Below are 18,485 nucleotides of genomic sequence, written 5' to 3'. Positions count from 1 at the left end.
TTACGGACCGGTTTGGATCAAGCCAGGTCCGGCAGCCCGGGCAGCAGCTTGTCCAGCGTGATGGGGTAGTCGCGCACCCGCACGCCGGTGGCGTTGTAGACCGCGTTGGCGATGGCCGCGCCCACGCCGCACAGGCCCAATTCCCCTACCCCCTTGGCCTTCATCGGCGACGAGATCGGGTCGGTTTCGTCCAGGAATATGACTTCCTGACTGGGGATGTCGGCATGCACGGGGACCTCGTAGCTGGCCAGGTCGTGGTTCACGAAATAGCCCACGCGATCGTCCACCGCCAATTCCTCCATCAGCGCCGCGCCCACGCCCATCGTCATGGCGCCTATCACCTGGCTGCGCGCGGTCTTGGGGTTCAGAATGCGCCCGGCCGCGCACACGGCCAACATGCGGCGGATGCGTGTTTCGCCGGTGGCGGCGTCCACCGCCACTTCGACAAAGTGCGCGCCAAACGTGGACTGCTGGAACTTCTTGTCCAGGTCGCCAAATTCCAGCACGTCTTCAGCCACCAGCTCGCCGCCCGCCGCCGCATCGCGCAGCGTGGCAGTGCGGCCGCTGGCGTCGGTGACCGAGCCGTCCGCGAACATCGCGCCGTCGCTCGCAAACCCCAGCCGTTGCAGGATGGCGGTGCGCAGCTTGTCGCAGGCCGCGTACACGCCGGCCGTGGAACTGTTGGCGCCCCACTGGCCGCCCGACCCCGCCGACACGGGGAACGAGGAATCCCCCAGCCGCACGATGACTTTGGCCAGCGGCACGCCCAGCATTTCCGCGGCGGTCTGCGCGATGACGGTGTAGCTGCCGGTGCCGATGTCGGTCATGTCGGTTTCCACGATGACCTGGCCGGCTGCGTCCAGACGCACGCGCGCGGCCGATTTCATCACCAGGTTATTGCGAAACGCCGCCGCCACGCCCATGCCCACCAGCCAGCGCCCTTCTCGCCGCGTGCCCGGCCGCGCGCTGCGGTCAGCCCACCCGAAGTGGTCCGCCCCCACGCGCAGGCATTCAATCAGGTGCCGTTGCGAGAACGGGCGCTCGGGCTTGGCGGGGTCCACCTGCGTATCGTTGCGCACGCGAAATTCCACCGGGTCCACGCCTGCGGCCTCGGCCATTTCGTCCACTGCGATCTCCAGCACCATCAGGCCCGGCGCTTCGCCCGGGGCACGCATCGCGTTGCCTTCGGGCAGGTCCAGTTCTATCAGGTTCAGCGCGGTCAGCCGGTTGGCGCCGGCATAGAGCAGGCGCGTCTGCTGCACGGCTTCTTCGGGACCGCCGCCGGGCAAATCGCCTGACCAGCTTTCATGGCCGATGGCCGTGATCTTGCCGTCTTGGGTGGTGCCGATGCGCACCCGCTGGATCGTCGCCGGACGGTGCGTGGTGTTGTTGGCGATCAGGGGTCGCTGCAACGCCACCTTCACGGGCCGCCGCGCCGCGCGAGCGCCCAACGCCGCCAGCAAGGCGTCCGCCCGCACGAACAGCTTGCCGCCAAAGCCGCCGCCAATGTAGGGCGAGATCAGCCGCACTTTTTCGCGCGGGATGCCCAGTGTGCGGGCCACGTCGCTGCGCCCCCAGTCGATCATCTGATTCGACGTCCACAAGGTCAGCGAATCGCCCTCCCATGCCGCCATGGACGCATGCGGTTCCATCATGCAGTGGGATTGATCCGGCGTGGTGTAGAGGTGGTCGATCTTCACTGGGGCTTGTGCAAAGGCGCTTTCGAAATCGCCGACGCGGTCTTCGCGCGGGTTTTTCTTGCCGTCGTTTTTGCCGGCCTTGCCGCCCGATTCCTTTTCCGCCGCCAGGTCGAACGCGCCGAGCGCACGTTCATACTGCACGCGGATCAAGCGGCTGGCGGCGCGCGCCTGCTCCAGGTTTTCAGCCACGACCAGTGCGATGGCCTGGTGATAGTGCTGGATGTCAGGCCCGCCCAACAACACGGCGGTGTTCATCTTGCCCTTGCCCAGCTTGCCGGCGTTTTGCGCGGTAACCACCGCCAGCACGCCGGGCGCGCGACGCGCGGCCTCGATGTCCATGCTGCTGATGCGGCCCTTCGCAATGGCCGCGCCCAGCACATAGCCCACCGCGGCCTGCGGCGCGGCGTCATGCTGTTCATAGGCGTAGGGCGCCTTGCCCGTGGTCTTCAAGGGGCCGTCGATGCGGTCAACGGCATGGCCCACGACCTTTAATTGATCGATGGGATTTTGGGTGGCGGGAGTATCGAATTTCATCGCGTCAGGCCCTCGCTTGCGCCAGCACTGCACTCAGGGTTCTTGCCGCCAGCGTCAGCTTGAACGCGTTGTCTTCGGTGGGTCGCGCGTCAGCCAGCAGACGGTCGGCCACCGCGCGGGCGCCTTGCGGCATCGCGGCGTCGGCTGCGTCCACGCGCCACGGCTGTGGGGCCACGCCGCCCATCGCCACACGGCCGCTGCCGTCTTCCTGCACCACGACGGCAACGGACACCAGCGCGAAGGCGAACGACGCGCGGTCGCGCACCTTGCGGTACACATGGACGCCGCCCACCGGCTTGGGCAAGTTCACGGCAGTGATGAGTTCACCGGGTTCCAGGTTGCTGTCGATGTGCGGCGTGTCGCCGGGCAGCCGGTAAAAATCCGCGATTGGAATCACGCGGGTGGCGCCGTCGGGGCGCACGGTTTCCACCTGCGCATCCAACAGGCGCATGGCCACCGCCATGTCGCTGGGGTGCGTGGCAATACAGGCCTCGCTGGCGCCGATCACGGCCAACTGGCGCGTCACGCCGCCCATGGCCGAACAGCCGGTGCCGGGCGCGCGCTTATTACAGGGCATGTTGGTGTCGTAGAAGTACGGGCAGCGCGTGCGCTGCAGCAGATTGCCGGCGGTGGTGGCGCGGTTGCGGATCTGCCCGGAAGCGCCCGCCAAAATGGCGCGCGACAGCACCGCGTAATCGCGCCGCACGCGCTCGTCCGCAGCCAGGTCGGTGTTGCGCACCAGGCTGCCCACGCGCAAGCCGCCGTCCGGCGTTTCTGAAATCTGGTCCAGGCCCAAGCCGTTCACGTCGATCAGATGCGTGGGGGTTTCCACTTCCAGTTTCATCAGGTCCAGCAGGTTCGTGCCGCCCGCAATGAAGCGTGCGCCGCGCACCTGGGCGGCGCTGGCGGCGGCTTCGGCGGGGGTGCGGGCGCGCTCGTAGGTAAAGGGCCTCATGCTTTGCTCCCCGCCACCTCGGTGATGGCATCGACGATGTTCGAATACGCGCCGCAGCGGCAGATATTGCCGCTCATGCGTTCGCGGATTTCCTCCGCGCTCAAGAGCGGGCGCTCGGTCAGGCTGGCGCTGACGTGGCTGGGCACGCCTTGCGATACCTCTTCCAGCATGGCCACCGCCGAACAGATCTGACCGGGCGTACAGTAGCCGCACTGGTAGCCGTCATGCTTGACGAAGGCGGCCTGCAGCGGGTGCAGCGCAGTGGGCGTGCCCAGCCCTTCGATGGTGGTGATCTCGGCCCCGTCATGCATGACAGCCAGCGTCAAACAGGAATTGACGCGCCGCCCGTCCAGCATCACCGTACAGGCGCCGCACTGGCCGTGGTCGCAACCTTTCTTGGTGCCGGTCAGGTACAGGTGTTCGCGCAGCGCGTCCAGCAGCGTCGTGCGCATGTCCAGTGACACCTCGCGCGCCGCGCCATTGACACGCAAGGTCACCGTGGCCGACATGGCTTGCATGCCGGCCTGCGTGGCCTGCTGGGCGACCGTCATCGATGGCGTAGCCATCGCGGTGGCAGAAACGGCGCCTGCCTTGAGCAGGTTGCGCCGGGTGATCTTGATGGCAAGCGAATTTTCCAAGGCAGCCTCTTTGTCTAGTCGGCAACGCGGACCACGCCGCGCTCCAGGTCATCGGCCAGCAATCCGCATTCCTGTAGCGAATGGGGGCTGGGCGGGGTGGTGTGGCGGATGCGCTCTTGCGTCAACTCGGCCAGGATGGATACCGCGATTTCCGGCGGGGTGCGGCTGCCGATGGGCAGGCCCACCGGCCCGCGCAGGCGCGCCCCCTGCGCGTGGGTAAAACCAAAATGTTCAAGCAGTCGCTTGCGGCGCTGCTCGTTGGTGCGCCGCGAACCCAGCGCGCCCACGAAGAAGGCTTGCGACGGCAGCGCTTCCAGCAGCGCCATATCGTCCAGCTTGGGGTCATGCGCCAGCACAATGATCGCCGTGCGGATATCCGGCGTGATGGCCGTGACGGTGTCGTCGGGCATCGTCGTCAGCAGCCGCGTGCCCGGCACATTCCACGACGCGGCGTATTCCTCGCGCGGGTCGCACACAATGACTTCAAAGCCCAGCGCCATCGCCATGGGCGCGATGTAGCGCGCGATGTCGCCCGCGCCCACCAGCAACAGACGCCATTGCGGCCCGTGCAGCGTGGTCAGCGTTTTGCCGTCCCAGTGGAATTGATCGCCCGGCTGGGCAGGCGCCAAGGTGACCACGCCGGCATCCAGGCTAAGAGTTCTTTTGACCAATTCACCCTTGCCCAAGTGTTCTGCCAAACCTTGCAGCAGCGCGACGTCTGGGTCGGGTTCGATGAGCAATTCCAGAATGCCGCCACAGGGCAGGCCGAAGTTCAACGCTTCGTCGCGGGTGGCGCCGTAGGTCAGGGCGTAAGCGCGTGGCTGCCAGAGCTCGCCGCGCCGCATCTTGTCGATCAGGTCGTCTTCAATACAGCCGCCCGATACCGACCCGGCTATGCGCCCGTCGTCCCGCACTGCCAGCCAGGATCCGCGCGGTCGTGGCGAGGCGCCCCAGGTGTTGGCAACCGTGGCCAGGATGAATCGGTGGCCCTGATGGCGCCAGCTCTCGATTGCGGCTAAAACCTGCAAATCCAGGCTTTCCATAGTGATGCCCTCCGGATATCAAAATCACTGTAGCAGCGCGCCACCCGACAAGAAAAGAGGCAAAATCCGCATACTCTGATGAGCAATACTCACCAACGGGCCGGTGCGCCGATGCGCTGGTGCATCGATGCTTCAATACACCAACCCGCCAAGGCGCAAACCCAGCAAGTCCCATGCCCAGCCCCGCACTCGACAGCCCCCCTTCACTGCCCCCTTCCACTGCCTTGCCCCTCTGCGTGGGCGTGCTGCTGGCGGCGGGCCACGGGCGGCGCTATGCCGCCGCCGCGCCGGGCCAGGACAAGCTGTTGGTACTGCTGGGCGATGGCACACCCGTTGCCGTGGCATGCGCCCGTGCCCTGCGGCAAGCCACGGCGCGCACCATTGCGGTGCTACGCGCAGACCAAACGGCGCTGCGGGCCTTGCTGGAATCGGAGGGTTGCGAAATCGTGGTGGTGCAGGCTGAGGCAAACGGCATGGGCGACAGCTTGGCCACGGCCGCGCGCCACTTGATGCAAGAGAAACAAGGGGAGCAAGCGGAGCAAGGGGTGCAAGCGGTGCAAGACGTGCACGCCCTGGACCACCTTTCCGAGTCCGCCTGCCTGATCGCCTTGGCCGACATGCCGTGGTTGCGCGCCGACACCTGTTTGCAGGTGGCTGCCGCAACACGCCGGCACCGCATCGTGGCGCCCACGTGGCAGGGCCGCCGTGGGCATCCGGTTGCGTTCGCTCGCGACCTGTGGCCGGAGCTTGCCGTGCTAGCGGGCGATGTGGGAGCGCGCAGCGTGCTGATGCGCCATCCTGTTCATGAATTGGTGGTTGACGACCCGGGCGTGCTGGCGGATGTGGACGCGCCGGGGGACTTGGTCTCCAAGCCTTGACGCGCGGCTTGGATTGCATGTCAGGCACGCCTTGCAGCGTCCTTCATCGCATCCTTCACAGCGTCCTCCATCGCGTCCTAGATAGCGTCTGTAATGTCGACCTTTACGGCTTATCCGCAATCCCCGCGTCACGGATGATCTTGGTCCAGCGCGTCTCCTCTTGCTGCACGTATTCACCCAACGCAGCCGGTGTTCCCACGTCGGCGACCAGCCCTTCCAGCTCCAGCGCCGCCTGGAAATCTGCTTTGCCCGACACCTTCTTGATCGCCGCGTTGAGCTGGTCGATGACCGCCTGCGGCGTGCCCTGCGGCACGAAGACGCCGTACCAGCTATCCACGAAGTAACCAGCTTCGCCCGCTTCCGCAACGCTGGGCACATCGGGATACGCGGGCGAACGGTCTTTGGTCGTGACCGCCAGCGCGCGCAGTTGCCCGTTCTTGATCTGGCCACTGACGCTGGCCGAGGTTGAGAAGATCATGTCGATCTGCCCGCCTATCAGGTCATTGATGGCCGGCCCCGCGCCCTTGTACGGCACGTGCAGGATGTCGACCTTGCCCAGGCTCTTGAACAATTCCCCCGCCAGGTGCGCCGACGTGCCGTTGCCGTAGGAACCGAACGTCAGCTTGCCCGGATGGGCGCGCGCGTAGGTCAAGAGGTCCTGCACGCTTTTGAATGGGGACTTGGGCGACACGACCAGCACATTGGGCGACTTGCCGATCATCGCCACCGGCGCGAACGCGGCCTCGGTATCGTAGGGCAGTTTCTTGTGGATGGCCGGGTTGACCGCATGCGCGAACGTCGCCATCAACAGCGAGTAGCCATCGGGCGGGCTCTTGGCCACGTTTTCCGTGCCGATGATGGTGCTGCCGCCCGGCCGGTTTTCCACGATGACCGACTCGCCTAGCTCATCGGTCAAGCCCTTGGCGAGCTGACGCGCGACGATGTCGGTGCCGCCACCCGGGGTGAACGGCACCACGATGCGCAGCGGCCGATCCGGAAACGCCGCGTGCGCCTGCGGTGCGCAAAGGCTAGCCATCGTCAGCGCGGTGGCCGCCAGGGCCTTGGCGGAAAGCCATGCAAATTGCTGGGTCTTCATTCTTGTCTCCTGATATTGTCTTGCGCCGATCTGATGCGGCGCCTCTGCAAAAAATGGGCGGCCGGATGGCCGTGCCCGGTCAGTTCTTCAACACCACAACGCCATCGGCCGCGCAGACGCCCTGCCCCAAGGGCTTGACGAACAAGGGGTTGATCTCGGCTTCGATCAACTGCGCTTGCAAGGCGGTGGCCATGCGCGCGAACGCCAGCACCGCCTGAATCAACGCGGGCACATCGGCTTTGGGGCGACCGCGATAGCCGTCCAGCAAGGGCCAGGTCTTCAGGCGTTGCAAGGCGGCAAGCACCGCGTCTTCCGTCAAGGCCGCGCCATCTTCCGGCAGCAGCAGCAAGGTCGTGTCGCGCACCAGCTCGGCCACCACCCCGCCCATGCCCAGCAGCACCGCCGTACCGACCGTGTCGTGGTGCAGGCCGACGATGACCTCGGCGGCGCCCGTCACCATCTCTTGCACCAGGAAGGCCTGGGGCGACTGCCCGGTGTGCCGCTGCACGTCTTGCGTCATCTGCCGCAGGCGCTCTGCGATGTCTTCGGGCGCCACGTTGACCGCCACGCCGCCCACATCGCTTTTGTGGGTGATGTCGCGCGACAGCAGCTTGAGCACGACGCGCGGCCCCAAGGTGTCGGCGGCGCTTGTTGCCTGCGCGTCGGACGTGACGGTGATTTCGCGTACGCCGGGAATGCCGAACCGGGCGAACAGCGCCTTGGCCTGGGCCTCGTCCAACGAGCCCCGCTCCGCGCAGGGGATCGGGTCGGTCGCCTTGGATGGCACGTGCGCCGGCACAGTACGTTCCTTGTCCTCCTGCACGCGCCACATGGCCGAGAGCGCCGCGCCGATGCTCTCGGGCGCAGGGAACGCGGGGATGCCGTAGTGGCTAAGCACTTCGGCCGCGCGCGGCGCGTGTGGGCTGATGAAGGCCATCAAGGGCTTGCTGCTCAGCGCAAGAGAATCGCGCAGCGCGTTGGCCATCAGTTCAGGCTGCGCCACGCCTGACGAACCCACCACCACCACCAGCGCATCGTATTGATCGCTTTCCAGCACGATGCGGATGGCGTTGCGCAGCAGGTCCGGCTGCAAGCCGGCCAGGGTCACGTCGATGGGGTTGCGGTCCAGCGCGGCGTGGTCGCCCGTTTGCAGCGCCCGCAAGGCGGCGCCGGTGCGCGCGTCGGGCGCGGGCAGTTCAAAGCCCGCCACGCCCAGGCTGTCAGCCACCAGCGTGCCCGCTCCGCCCGTTGAGGTCAGCACCGCGACGCGCTGGCCGCCCAGCTTGCGTTCGCTGGCCAGCGCGGCGGCAATGTCCAGCAGGTCTGCAAACGTCTGCGCGCGGATGATGCCCACGTCGTCGAACAGCGCGTCGTACATGGCGTCGGCGCCCGCCAGCGCACCCGTGTGCGACGCGGCGGCCTGCGCGCCGGATGCCGAGCGGCCGATCTTGAACGCCACGATCGGCTTGCCCGCCGCGGCGGCCTTGCGCGCGGCGGCGCGGAAGGTCTTGGGGTTGCGGATGCTTTCCACATACAGCGCGATGACGCGCGTGGCGGGGTCGTCCGCCAGCGCGTCCACAAAATCGGCCAGGTCCAGGTCGACCTCGTTGCTGGTGGAGATCAGCTTGGACAAGCCGATGCCACGCGCCGCCGCGCGCGACAGCAGCGCACCCAGGATGCCGCCGCTTTGCGACACCAGGCCGACCGCGCCGGCGTGCAGATCGTCCAGTTCCAACGCGCCGCTGGCCGATAGCGTGATGCGGTCCGTCAGGTTGACGAGGCCTATCGTGTTGGGGCCCAGGATGCGCATGCTGCCCGCCGCGTCACGCAGTTCGCGCTGACGGTGCGCGCCCTCGTCCCCGGTTTCGGCATAGCCGCTGGCCAGCACGATGGCGGCGCCCGTGCCGATCTCGGCCAGGTCTCGCACGGCTTGCTGCGTGTGCTGGGCGCTGAGCAGCACGATGGCCACGTCCGGCGCTTCCGGCAAGGCGCGCACATCGGGGTAGCAACGCAGCCCGGCAATCTCGGACGCCTTGGGATTGACGGGATAGATGCGGCCCTGGAAGCCGTGCTTCTGCAAATAGGCCACGGGCCGGCCCGAGGTCTTGGCCGGGTCCGCCGACGCCCCCACCACCGCCACGCTGCGCGGCCGCAGCAGCTTTTGCAGGCCGTTCATTGGCCTTCTCCCGGGGCCTTGGCCGTATTGGCCCGGCCCGTCTTGGCCTCGGCCATCTTCGCCAGAAACGCCGCCACCGACTCGCGGTGTTCGGTGCTGGTGTAGCAAATGCCCTGCGCCTGGCTGCCCATCGCGAACACCTGGTCCGCCGTCAACTCGGAACTCTGGTCCAGAATCGACTTGCTGAGCGCCAGCGCCGTGGCCGAGCCTTGCGCCAGTTCGGCCGCCCAAGCCTGGGCCGCGCGCACCTCGTCCCCGGCCGGTGCCAGGCGGTCGGCGATCCCCAAGGCCAAGGCTTCATCCGCCAGCACTTTGCGGCCGGAATAGATCAGGTCCTTGGCGCGAGCCAGCCCCACGCGACGCGGCAGAAAATACATGCCGCCGCCATCCGGTATCAACCCGCGCGCAATGTAGCTCCAGGTGAATGACGCGGCTTCCGAGGCCATGATGAAGTCGCAGCTAAGGGCCGTGTCCGCGCCCAACCCGGCGGCCGCGCCGTTGACGGCCGCGATGGTGGGCTTGGGCATGCGATACAGCAGGCTGACCGCGTGGTGCACGCGCTGCTGCCGCGACCAGCCGTTGAAGGCGACCTCGCCCGAGGGTGCGTCCATGCGGCGCTGCATGCCCGAGATGTCGCCGCCCGCGCAAAAGCCCTTGCCTTCGCCGGTCAACACCAATGCCTTCGTGCCACGGTCGGCGCTTACGGCCTCCAGCGCGTGGATCAATTCGGCGCGCATGGCGTCGCTGATCGCGTTGCGCTTTTCGGGCCGGTTCAGCGTCAGCGTCGCCACCCCGCCGTCCAATTGCAGTTTGATGAATTCGTAGTCCGCCATCTTGCTTGCTCCGTCCTGGTCGATGGACCAGCCAGTCCCGGTATCGGGTTTTTCTTGGCTGGCGATATCGACACGGTAGGCGCTACAGTTGGCGAAAACACTCACCTATTTCCACTAGATGGAATTGCAGATGGCAACCCGGATACCCGACTCAACGGCCAATATTTCGGCCAACCCCTCGCAACGCTTCGATGGCGTCAGCCAGAACCGTTCGCTGGCCCGTGGCCTGGACATCCTGCGGGCGTTCAAACCGGGCACCGACCTGCTGGGCAATGGCGAGCTTGCCGAACGCACCGGCTTATCGGCGGCAACCGTCAGCCGCTTGACGCAAACCTTGGTCACCAGCGGTTTTCTGGAATATGAACGGGGTGCGCGCGCCTATCGGCTGGCCGCGCCCGTGCTCAGCCTGGGACACGCGATGCGCGCCGCCTCGCCCGTCTTGAAAGCGGCCACGCCGTTCATGCAGGACGTGTCCAACAAGCTCAAGGTCAATATCGGTCTGGCCAGCGCGGACCGCACGGAAATGGTTTATCTGGAATCCATCCGCTATAACCGCAAGCCCTCGTTGCGCACCATCGTGGCGGGCCAGCGTGTTCCGATTGAACTGACGTCATTGGGCCGAGCCTATCTGGCCACGCTGGACGCCAGGACGCGGCAGGCGCTGCTTGAGGAAATAATGCAGGGCTATCGCAGCGCGTCATGGAAACCGATAAGCGCCGAGATCAACAAAGCCATTGAGAAAGTAGCCGCGACGGGGCTTTGCCTGGCGTCGTGGCAACCGGGGGTCGTCGCCATGTCCACGCCCTTGGCCGTGCCTGGTGGGCAAACGCTGGCCTTGAACCTGAGCCTGATTACCGACGATGCGGCATCAACGGTGGAAAGGCAGCATGGCGCGGCGCTGCTGGCGTTGAAAAATATGATCGTTCATGAGCTGGAACGCCGTGCGCCGGCTGGCTAGCGGATGCTTGATCAAACTCGGCTAGATCAAACCCGGCTTGATCAACTCCGGGTCGATCAACCCCGGACGCCGGTAACGGCTTTGATGCGGCGGATGCTGGGTAATGGTTCGTCGGTACAGCCGCCCTCAGGCACACCAGGACCCGGAATATTCCATTTCAGGAAAACGTCTTTTCTGATCAGCACGATTATTCGCGAATGGATGGGATATTCCACGCAGATTATTTCTTCTCGTATTTTTTGCGATGGCCAGAGCACCAGTAACGAAGCCACATGCACAAGCACTGCCCTATTCAGCATTCCGGATTTACACCTCTACAGGAACGGCGCAGTGTAGAGAGTGATGCGTCCCCGGTCTTTAAGAAAGGCAATCAAACCAGACAGAAAGTATCTAACCCATTAACTATTTCAATTTATTCTGCAATAAATGCGGAAAGATAATATGCAGAGATAATGCATCTTAATAAAACCGATTAGCCCGCTGCCGCGCCCAGAGTATTTTTATAGACCTTTCCGTCTTTCATGATCAGCCGCAGATTGTTGGCCGGGTCGCCCAAAAAATCCAGGTTGCGTGAGGGGTCTCCATCGGCCACCAGAATATCGGCCAGCGCCCCCGGCACGATGCGACCCAGCGCGCGCGGATACGGGTTGCGTTCACCGGACAGCCCCAGCAGTTCGCCGTTAACGCCTGTGGCTTGGGCAAGCAGCGTCAGCGGGTCGTAAAAGCGCACCAGCTTGGCCAGTTGCCGCCCTTGGCTGGGCGTGTTCTTGGCGTTGAACAAAATGTCCGTGCCCCAGCCCGTCTTGATGCCGTATTTCTGCGCAAGCTCATACGCGTTGACCGTGCCTTCTGAAACACGCTGCTGGCTTGCGCGCCGTTCGGCATCCGGATAGGAGTTGGCGTCTTCGTCCTGCAAAAACGGTTGCAGGCTCCACCACACCCCCTCGTCACGCATCATGCGCACGCTGGCGTCATCCGCCAGTTGGCCGTGTTCAATGCATTTGACGCCGGACTTGATCGTGCGCTGGATGCCTTTGGGCGTGTAGACATGCGCCATCACATAGGTGTTCCAATCCGCCGCTGCGTCGACCGCGGCGCGCAGTTCAACCTCGGAAAACTGTGTGCTGTCCAAGGGATCGTAAAGCGACGCGACGCCGCCGCCCGCCATGACCTTGATCTGCGATGCGCCCAACATCAGTTGTTCGCGCACCCGGCGCAAGACTTCGTCGGCACCGTCGGCGATCATCGCGACGCCCACGCTTTCCACCAGGCTCAGCGGCGCATTGGCCGCGCGCGGCACTTCGCTGCGCAAGCGGAAATCACCATGCCCCGCGGTTTGGGAAATCATGGCGCCGCTGGGGTAGATGCGCGGCCCGGGCACCATGCCTTCGTCGATGGCGCGCTTCAAGGCGAACGCGGGGCCGCCTGCATCGCGAATGGCGGTAAAGCCGCGCATCAGCGTGCGCTCGGCTTCTTCGGCGGCCGCGATGTACAGGTAACCCAGGTCGGCCGTCATTGCGGTGGTTTGCGCAATGGCGGCCAGCATGGAATGCCAATGCACGTCGATCAGCCCGGGCATGACCAGCTTGCCCTGGCAGTCGATGATCTGCGCATCGGCAACGGATACGCCAGCGGCCGGCAAGTCGGTAATCACGTTGCCCTTGATCAACACCTGCACGCCCGCTTGCACCGCCTTGCCCGAGCCATCGAACAGGCGCAGGTTGGTCAGCAGCAAGGGGCGATCAGGCGTGGCGGGATGGCGGAAGATATCGGTCGCTGCGGTCGCTGCGGTCGCGGCGCGCGTGCCCATGAAGGGCATCGCCATGGCCGCCACGCCGCCCAGGAACTTGCGACGCGACATATCCGCCATCACGCGCTGGTAGATCAAGCGGCACGCCACGCTGCCGCAATGGCAGGGGCGTCTGCGGCTGAATAGATAGGTCTGGGAAGTGACGCGCTGGACTGCGGTGGAACGGGCCATCGAGTTCTCCTGACATTGAGTGCCTGGCCAAAGATGGTCCGATGCTACTCAATAAACAGAAGCGTGGCGACACGATGCCAGCGGCCGATATACGAAGCGAAATAGGAAGGCGTGGTGCGATGCCCTTATGGCCTTGCCGCTTACTGCGCCATGCGGCGCAATCGTTGCAGTTCCGCCTGATTCAAGCGCCGTGCTTCCAGCTCGGCATAGTCTCGTTCGCCGGCATCGTAAGAGCCTTCATGAATGCAGCGGCTGCGCAAGAATTTGCAGTTGTCGCTGACCACGCGTTCGGACGCGGCGGCGGAGGCCGGGTCGGGTTTTGATGAACCGGGAAGTATCGATGAACAACCGGAAACAAGCGTGGCAAGCGCGAGCGCCACAGCAGCCACAGCGGGGCGGCCCAGCATTTGAATCAACATTTTCCTCATCCTTGAATCGCTGCGGTAGCCCCCTTTATAGCAAGCTCCCGCGAGGAAAGTTGTTCCAAATTGCCCCTATGACTCCAAGGTGTGGGACAAACAATAGATATCCGACCACGCGGCAGCCATGTCCCCCATGTCGCGCAGTTCCTCGGCGTTGAGCACTTCGCCCTCGCAGAGCGCCACGGGATGGATTTCGTAGCCGTGAACGACATAGATCCAATCCGCAACCCGGTCCATCCCGCCTCGTATCGCTTGCTCGGTGGTTGCGGAGAGGGGCGGCGTCTGCGTCATGAGCAAGTGGGCGCCGGACAGGCCCGGGCGCGAACAGGCCAGGGCCGCATGCGCCTTCAAGTACGCCCTCAATTCGTCTTGCCTGCCTGGGCGCGGCGACAAGCGGATGGTCAGCGCATACCGCGCCAAGCCGCCCCCGGTGCTATCCAGCACCTTGCATTGGCTGCGGATCATGTTGCGGTGCTGCGGCATCAGCTTGGTGGACCAGGGCGTGGGGCGATTGAGCCTGTCCAGGTAGGCGGGAGAACTCAGCGTCTCGTAGGCGTCCAGCTCGTACATGACGAAGAACCCTTCCCCACCATGCGCGCTGACCCAACGAGACCCGCGCAGAAACCCCGGCACGCTCATGCGCTCCGGGAAGTGCTCGTGCGAGTGCCAGTCCTCGAACTCCGAACGCCAGGCCGGCGCCATGTCCCACCACATCGCAATGGCGGCTTTTCCCAGAAGCGCCATGATCAGCGCTTGGCCCGCAGAGTGGCCAGTTCGGTCGTCACTTGCTGCATCACATCAGGCCCGATTTCGCCCGCGAATTTTTCCACCACGGGTTTGACCGCTGCGCGCAGTTGGCTGACCTGTTCCGGGGTCAGCCCGTTAACTTGCATCATCTTCTTCAAGTCGTCGATGGCCACGGCTTCCTTCGCTTGCGAGATCTTGCGTTCCTGCGCCTTGGCCTCGGCGGCGGCGTCCAGGATGATCTGGCGTTCCGCCTGCGACATGCCGTCCCACGTCTTCTTGCTCATCAGAAAGGGCATGCCGGTGTAGATATGGCGCGTCAGCGACAGGTACTTTTGCACCTCGGCGAACTTGGCGGATTGAATGACGCCAACGGGGTTGTCCTGCCCATCGATCGCCTTGGATTCCAGCGCGCCGTAGACCTCGCCAAAGGTCATGGGAACCGGATTGGCGCCCAGGGTCTTGAACATGTCGATATACACCGGCGCCGCTATCACGCGGATCTTCAGGCCTTGAAAGTCCTGCACCGTGGCAATCGGGCGCTTGCTGTTGGTCATGTTGCGAAAGCCCAGATCCCAGATGCCCAGCCCAATCAAGCCATGGTCGGCCAGCCCGCCCAGCAGGCGCTGGGCCACGGGGCCATCGGACACTGCATAGGCTTCGCTTGCATCGTTGAACAGGAATGGCAGGTCGAACACCATGAAGCGCTTGTCGATGCCGGCCAGCAGGCCCGTCGCCATCGAGGTGAAGTCCAGCGTGCCGCCCCGCACGGCCGACAGGTTCTGCGGGTCTCCGCCCAGCACGGCGTTCGCGTAGATCGACACCTTCATCTTGCCGCCGCTTTTCTCGGCGACCAGGTCCGCGAATTTCTGCGCGCCCTGGCCCAGCGGATGGTCCTGCGCCAGGCTGAATGCGAATTTCAAGGTGCGTGCCTTGATCTCCTGCGCGGCCACGGTGGCGCTCAACGACAGACACGCCAGCAGCGACGCGGCGGCGGTTACGGCAAAGCGGAACAACGGTTTCCTGGTCTCCATCACAAACCCCTTTAGTTGTTGATGTGGGTAACGGGTATTCAGTTGCGGGATATTCAGTTGCGGGTTATTCGGCTGCGAGCATAGGGCATAATTTTGAATGCCGTTCAAAATTTGGCCGAATTCAAAATTTGAATTTCAGTGCGGCAAACCTCTGGGAGCAAGCGATGAGCGGGGCAATCGAAAAGACATTGGCGTTGCTTGAATACCTGGCCGAGCACCCCGACGGCGTGGCCTTGGCCACTGTTGCCGACGACCTTAATCAGTTGCGCAGCGGCTGCCATCGCACCCTGCACGAATTGATGAAGTACGGCTATGTGCGGCAGACGCCGGTGCGGGGGGAATATGCCCTGACGACCAAGCTGGCCTCGATGGGGCTGAGCTTTCTGGGCCGCTCGGGCGTGGTCGATATTGCGCAGCCCGTCATTGACCGCTTTGCCCTGGCCACGGGCGAATTGGTGCGGCTGGCAATCGTGGACGGCAAGCGGCTCACCTTGGTGGCCAAGGCCCAGGGCGCGAAATCCGGGCTGCTCTACGACCCCGACATGGGCATCGACCTGCGCCTGTCTTGCAGCGCCGCGGGGCATGCGTGGCTGATGACGCTGCCGGAAGACCAGGCCATTGCCTATGTCACCGAGCAAGGCCTGGGCAAGCCGCGCGACTTCGGGCCGAATGCGCCGACGTCGATACGCGCCTTGCTGGCCAGCCTGGACGGGCATCGTCGGCGCGGGTACAGCATGCTTCAAGACGTGTATGCGGCAGGGATGAGCGCGATGGCCGCGCCCGTGCGCCGCCCGGGGCACGCCAGCACCGGCATTCTGATTGTGGCCGGCCCGTCGCAGCGGCTGACGCTGAAGGCGATGGAGAAATTCGGGCCTGCCTTGTTGCGCGCCGCCAGCGAGTTGGCGCAGGCCGGAGAGGCGTCGCCCTTGTTGCGCTCGGCTCGCGTAGGCACGTGGGGCAATGGCCCGGTGACTGACAACGGCAGCGATGACGACGACGCCGGCCGCGCGCGGTGACTCGTTTCCCCGTGACTGCTTTACCGGTGACTCACTTCCCCGCGTCGTCGCCGGCGTTACGGCCCTGCATGGGAAAGCGCTTGCGAAACATCGGTGAGGCCAGGCTGGCCAGCGCCAGTTCCTCGGTGGCCGCCAAGAGGTCGGGGCCCAGTTCCACCATGCGCGCTTCGGTCAGGCGCATGGCGGGGCCGGCAATACTCAGCACGCCGATGGCGTCTTCGCCCTTGCGCTGCACGGGCGCAGCCATGGCGGTCATGCCGGGCGCGAACACTTCATTGATCATCGCGTAGCCGCGCTTGCGCGCCGCGTGCAACATCTTGGTCAGGGCGGCAATCGTGGTGGGCGCATTCGGGCCGTATTCCTCCGGCGACCCGAAGCCTTGTCGCGACACCAGGTCCAGCGCCCGTTCATCCGACATCGTCAGCATCCAGGCATGCCCCGACGCGCTGCACGACAGCCTGGCGTCCGATCCCATTTCCGGGTCGTAGCGCAAGCCATGGCGCGCGCCTTGCGCCTTGGCAACCCAGGTCAGCCGTTCGTTATCAACGATGGCCAGGCGCACGAGTTCGCCTGAGATATCCGCCAGGCGGTCAACCAGCGGCTGGGCGATATCAACGATGCCGGTCGCCGCCAGATAGCTCAGGCCAATCGAGGCCACGCGGGCCGTCAACGCGTAGTCGCCATGATCCCGAATCTGCCGGACGTAGCCGCAGCGGCAAAGGTCGGTCAGCAGGCGATGGGCCGCGCTTTGGGGGATCTCAAGTTGCTGCGCCAGCGAGGCTAGCGGCACGCCTTCGGGTCTGGAGGACAAGTACTCCATGACGGCAAGCGCGCGTTCGAGGACTCCGGCCATGTCATCTCAACAAGTAATGGGGTGATGGATGATAACCCTAGGTGGAAAACTATTCCACTCGGAATTACATTCCACTACCGAGTCCTGCAAGACATCGAGAACATTCCAATAAAACCAGGAAGGAGACAACGATGAAGAACCCCCTTTTCCGTTTGGGTTTGATGGCTGTCCTGTGCACGGCCGCCATGACGGCCACCGCGCAAGACATCCAGGAACGCACGATCCGCTTCGGCCACCTGAACAATACCGATCACCCCGTCAGCGCCGGCGTGCAGAAGTTTGCAGAACTGCTTGCCGCCAAAAGCGGGGGCAAGCTGAAGGTCAAGGAATTCCCGGCGTCGCAGCTTGGCAATGAAATGCAGCAGCAGTCCGGCCTGCAAGGCGGCGTGCAGGAAATGGCGGCCCCCGCGTCGACGTCGCTGGCGGGCATCGTCAAGGAATTCGGCTTGGTTGACCTGCCCTTCTCGGTCACCGACTTCGGCCAGGCCGACGCGCTGCTGGACGGTCCGTTGGGCAGTGCCCTGATCGCCAAGCTGCCCGAGAAAGGCCTGGTTGCGCTGGGCTTCTGGGACTTGGGCTTTCGCAACGTCACCAACTCCAAGCACGCCATCACCAAGCCGGAAGACTTGGCGGGGCTGAAGATCCGCGTGATTCCCAACCCGGTGTTCCTGGACACGTTCAAGGCCTTCAACGCCAACCCGGTGCCCATGCCGTTTGCTGAACTCTACGGCGCGCTGGAAGCGCGGGCAGTGGACGGCCAGGAGAATCCGTACTCGGTGATCCTGTCGAACAAGTTCTACGAAGTGCAGAAGTTCGTCAGTGCGACCAACCACGTCTACGCCGCGAACATCGTGCTGGTCAGCAAGAAGTTCTGGGACAAGCTGTCGCCCACCGAGCAACGCATCATGCAAGAGGCCGCCAACGAGGCGCGCAGCTATCAGCGCAAGGTCAGCCGCGAAGCCGCGCAAAAGGCCGTGGCGGAATTGCAGGCCAAGGGCATCCAATACAACACGATCGAACCGGCGCAAAAGGTCCGTATGCAGCAGGTCGTGAAACCGGTTGTGGCGCACTTCACCGGCAGCTACGACCCCGCCATCGTCAAGCTCTACAACGACGAACTCGCCCGCATCCGCAAGTAAACGCACCGGCTTATCCATCATGAAGATTCTTGTTTTGCACGGCCCGAACCTCAACCTGTTCGGGCGCCGCGAGCCGCACATCTATGGCACCACCACCCTGGCGGAAATCAACCAGCGCCTGAGCGTGCTGGCCGGTGAACTGGGCGTTGAACTGGCCACCCTGCAATCCAACCACGAGGGTGCGCTGATCGATTTCCTGCACGAGAACATCGACGCGGCGCAAGGCGCGCTGGTGAACCCGGCCGGCCTGACCCAACATGGCGTGCCGCTGCACGACGCCATCAAGGCCATGCCCTTTCCCACGCTGGAAGTGCATATGTCGAACATCGCGGCGCGCGAGGCGTGGCGGGCGCATTCGATCATCTCGCCCGCCGTGCGCGGCACGGTGCAAGGGTTGGGGCCGCATTCCTACCTGACGGCGCTGCGCGGCCTGGTGGATATCGTTCGGGACGCCAAGGCATGACGCGGCGTGCCCCATCTCCGAT

17 protein-coding genes are annotated in these 18,485 nt (G+C 64.6%); 5 read left to right on the top strand and 12 right to left on the bottom strand.

Annotated elements, in window-relative coordinates; all coding sequences use genetic code 11:
- Window positions 1–17 precede the first annotated feature (17 nt).
- From paoC to ACE04A_RS15035, 4 genes are read right to left on the bottom strand one after another with little or no spacing between them, the layout of a single operon-like run.
- On the bottom strand, window positions 18–2,234 hold the full coding sequence (gene paoC / locus ACE04A_RS15050) for an aldehyde oxidoreductase molybdenum-binding subunit PaoC (protein WP_485820260.1): 2,217 nt from the start codon (window positions 2,232–2,234) through the stop codon (window positions 18–20).
- 4 nt (window positions 2,235–2,238) lie between these two features.
- Window positions 2,239–3,189, bottom strand: coding sequence for an FAD binding domain-containing protein (locus tag ACE04A_RS15045; RefSeq protein WP_438858907.1), 951 nt, complete (start codon window positions 3,187–3,189; stop codon window positions 2,239–2,241).
- Window positions 3,186–3,827: an aldehyde dehydrogenase iron-sulfur subunit PaoA gene (paoA, locus tag ACE04A_RS15040; RefSeq protein ID WP_448717449.1), complete on the bottom strand. Its 642-nt coding sequence runs from the start codon at window positions 3,825–3,827 to the stop codon at window positions 3,186–3,188. Before paoA ends, ACE04A_RS15045 begins: the two co-directional genes overlap by 4 nt.
- Window positions 3,828–3,841: 14 nt before the next feature.
- Window positions 3,842–4,870: an XdhC family protein gene (locus tag ACE04A_RS15035; RefSeq protein WP_485820259.1), complete on the bottom strand. Its 1,029-nt coding sequence runs from the start codon at window positions 4,868–4,870 to the stop codon at window positions 3,842–3,844.
- 173 nt (window positions 4,871–5,043) lie between these two features.
- Here ACE04A_RS15035 and ACE04A_RS15030 point away from each other — a divergent pair, with 173 nt between their 5' ends.
- A complete protein-coding gene (locus ACE04A_RS15030; protein ID WP_448717451.1) occupies window positions 5,044–5,748 on the top strand; it encodes a nucleotidyltransferase family protein in 705 nt (234 codons plus the stop codon).
- Window positions 5,749–5,851: 103 nt separating this feature from the next.
- Here the strand turns inward: ACE04A_RS15030 and ACE04A_RS15025 are convergent, their stop codons facing one another.
- The 3 genes from ACE04A_RS15025 to ACE04A_RS15015 form a co-directional block, all read right to left on the bottom strand.
- Window positions 5,852–6,844, bottom strand: coding sequence for a tripartite tricarboxylate transporter substrate binding protein (locus tag ACE04A_RS15025; RefSeq protein ID WP_448717452.1), 993 nt, complete (start codon window positions 6,842–6,844; stop codon window positions 5,852–5,854).
- A 79-nt stretch (window positions 6,845–6,923) separates the two neighbouring features.
- Window positions 6,924–9,020, bottom strand: a complete 2,097-nt coding sequence (locus tag ACE04A_RS15020; protein ID WP_485820258.1) for an acetate--CoA ligase family protein — start codon at window positions 9,018–9,020, stop codon at window positions 6,924–6,926.
- On the bottom strand, window positions 9,017–9,853 hold the full coding sequence (locus ACE04A_RS15015; protein ID WP_448717454.1) for an enoyl-CoA hydratase/isomerase family protein: 837 nt from the start codon (window positions 9,851–9,853) through the stop codon (window positions 9,017–9,019). Before ACE04A_RS15015 ends, ACE04A_RS15020 begins: the two co-directional genes overlap by 4 nt.
- Before the next feature lie 130 nt (window positions 9,854–9,983).
- Here ACE04A_RS15015 and ACE04A_RS15010 point away from each other — a divergent pair, with 130 nt between their 5' ends.
- A complete protein-coding gene (locus tag ACE04A_RS15010) occupies window positions 9,984–10,811 on the top strand; it encodes an IclR family transcriptional regulator (RefSeq protein WP_448717455.1) in 828 nt (275 codons plus the stop codon).
- 472 nt (window positions 10,812–11,283) lie between these two features.
- On the opposite strand, the gene ACE04A_RS15005 is transcribed toward ACE04A_RS15010, so the two are convergent.
- From ACE04A_RS15005 to ACE04A_RS14990, 4 genes are all read right to left on the bottom strand, one after another.
- The gene (locus tag ACE04A_RS15005; protein WP_448717456.1) at window positions 11,284–12,792 is read right to left on the bottom strand and encodes a metal-dependent hydrolase family protein; all 1,509 of its coding nucleotides are present in this window, start codon (window positions 12,790–12,792) and stop codon (window positions 11,284–11,286) included.
- Window positions 12,793–12,932: 140 nt separating this feature from the next.
- Window positions 12,933–13,199 (bottom strand): hypothetical protein, encoded by a 267-nt coding sequence (locus ACE04A_RS15000; RefSeq protein ID WP_448717457.1) that lies wholly within the window; start codon window positions 13,197–13,199, stop codon window positions 12,933–12,935.
- Between the two features lie 87 nt (window positions 13,200–13,286).
- Window positions 13,287–13,958, bottom strand: a complete 672-nt coding sequence (locus tag ACE04A_RS14995) for a hypothetical protein (protein WP_279995592.1) — start codon at window positions 13,956–13,958, stop codon at window positions 13,287–13,289.
- Between the two features lie 2 nt (window positions 13,959–13,960).
- A complete protein-coding gene (locus ACE04A_RS14990) occupies window positions 13,961–14,992 on the bottom strand; it encodes a TRAP transporter substrate-binding protein (RefSeq protein ID WP_448717458.1) in 1,032 nt (343 codons plus the stop codon).
- A gap of 164 nt (window positions 14,993–15,156) precedes the next feature.
- On the opposite strand from ACE04A_RS14990, the gene ACE04A_RS14985 reads away from it, so the two are divergent.
- Complete coding sequence (locus ACE04A_RS14985; RefSeq protein WP_448717459.1) at window positions 15,157–16,008, top strand: IclR family transcriptional regulator; 852 nt, start codon at window positions 15,157–15,159, stop codon at window positions 16,006–16,008.
- A 31-nt stretch (window positions 16,009–16,039) separates the two neighbouring features.
- Here ACE04A_RS14985 and ACE04A_RS14980 read toward each other — a convergent pair whose 3' ends face one another.
- Window positions 16,040–16,861: an IclR family transcriptional regulator gene (locus ACE04A_RS14980; RefSeq protein ID WP_100856821.1), complete on the bottom strand. Its 822-nt coding sequence runs from the start codon at window positions 16,859–16,861 to the stop codon at window positions 16,040–16,042.
- 131 nt (window positions 16,862–16,992) lie between these two features.
- On the opposite strand from ACE04A_RS14980, the gene ACE04A_RS14975 reads away from it, so the two are divergent.
- Entirely contained in the window at window positions 16,993–18,000 is a 1,008-nt protein-coding gene (locus tag ACE04A_RS14975; protein WP_404976226.1) for a TRAP transporter substrate-binding protein, read from the top strand.
- Window positions 18,001–18,019: 19 nt separating this feature from the next.
- On the top strand, window positions 18,020–18,463 hold the full coding sequence (locus tag ACE04A_RS14970; protein ID WP_279995595.1) for a type II 3-dehydroquinate dehydratase: 444 nt from the start codon (window positions 18,020–18,022) through the stop codon (window positions 18,461–18,463).
- Window positions 18,464–18,485 lie beyond the last annotated feature (22 nt).

The organism is Achromobacter colocynthidis (genome assembly GCF_057334535.1).
The sequence above is the reverse complement of the archived record's forward strand: the minus strand, read 5'-3'. Positions and strand labels throughout refer to the sequence as shown.

Excerpts from the sequence above, each read along its gene's own strand:
- ACE04A_RS15025 (WP_448717452.1), bottom strand. The coding sequence starts at position 6,844 with ATGAAGACCCAGCAATTTGCATGGCTTTCCGCCAAGGCCCTGGCGGCC.
- ACE04A_RS15045 (WP_438858907.1), bottom strand. The coding sequence starts at position 3,189 with ATGAGGCCCTTTACCTACGAGCGCGCCCGCACCCCCGCCGAAGCCGCC.
- ACE04A_RS15015 (WP_448717454.1), bottom strand. The coding sequence starts at position 9,853 with ATGGCGGACTACGAATTCATCAAACTGCAATTGGACGGCGGGGTGGCG.
- ACE04A_RS15005 (WP_448717456.1), bottom strand. The coding sequence starts at position 12,792 with ATGGCCCGTTCCACCGCAGTCCAGCGCGTCACTTCCCAGACCTATCTA.
- ACE04A_RS14970 (WP_279995595.1), top strand. The coding sequence starts at position 18,020 with ATGAAGATTCTTGTTTTGCACGGCCCGAACCTCAACCTGTTCGGGCGC.
- ACE04A_RS15010 (WP_448717455.1), top strand. The coding sequence starts at position 9,984 with ATGGCAACCCGGATACCCGACTCAACGGCCAATATTTCGGCCAACCCC.
- ACE04A_RS15000 (WP_448717457.1), bottom strand. The coding sequence starts at position 13,199 with ATGCTGGGCCGCCCCGCTGTGGCTGCTGTGGCGCTCGCGCTTGCCACG.
- ACE04A_RS14980 (WP_100856821.1), bottom strand. The coding sequence starts at position 16,861 with ATGGCCGGAGTCCTCGAACGCGCGCTTGCCGTCATGGAGTACTTGTCC.
- ACE04A_RS15030 (WP_448717451.1), top strand. The coding sequence starts at position 5,044 with ATGCCCAGCCCCGCACTCGACAGCCCCCCTTCACTGCCCCCTTCCACT.
- ACE04A_RS14985 (WP_448717459.1), top strand. The coding sequence starts at position 15,157 with ATGAGCGGGGCAATCGAAAAGACATTGGCGTTGCTTGAATACCTGGCC.
- ACE04A_RS15035 (WP_485820259.1), bottom strand. The coding sequence starts at position 4,870 with ATGGAAAGCCTGGATTTGCAGGTTTTAGCCGCAATCGAGAGCTGGCGC.
- ACE04A_RS14990 (WP_448717458.1), bottom strand. The coding sequence starts at position 14,992 with ATGGAGACCAGGAAACCGTTGTTCCGCTTTGCCGTAACCGCCGCCGCG.
- paoC (WP_485820260.1), bottom strand. The coding sequence starts at position 2,234 with ATGAAATTCGATACTCCCGCCACCCAAAATCCCATCGATCAATTAAAG.
- ACE04A_RS15020 (WP_485820258.1), bottom strand. The coding sequence starts at position 9,020 with ATGAACGGCCTGCAAAAGCTGCTGCGGCCGCGCAGCGTGGCGGTGGTG.
- ACE04A_RS14975 (WP_404976226.1), top strand. The coding sequence starts at position 16,993 with ATGAAGAACCCCCTTTTCCGTTTGGGTTTGATGGCTGTCCTGTGCACG.
- ACE04A_RS14995 (WP_279995592.1), bottom strand. The coding sequence starts at position 13,958 with ATGGCGCTTCTGGGAAAAGCCGCCATTGCGATGTGGTGGGACATGGCG.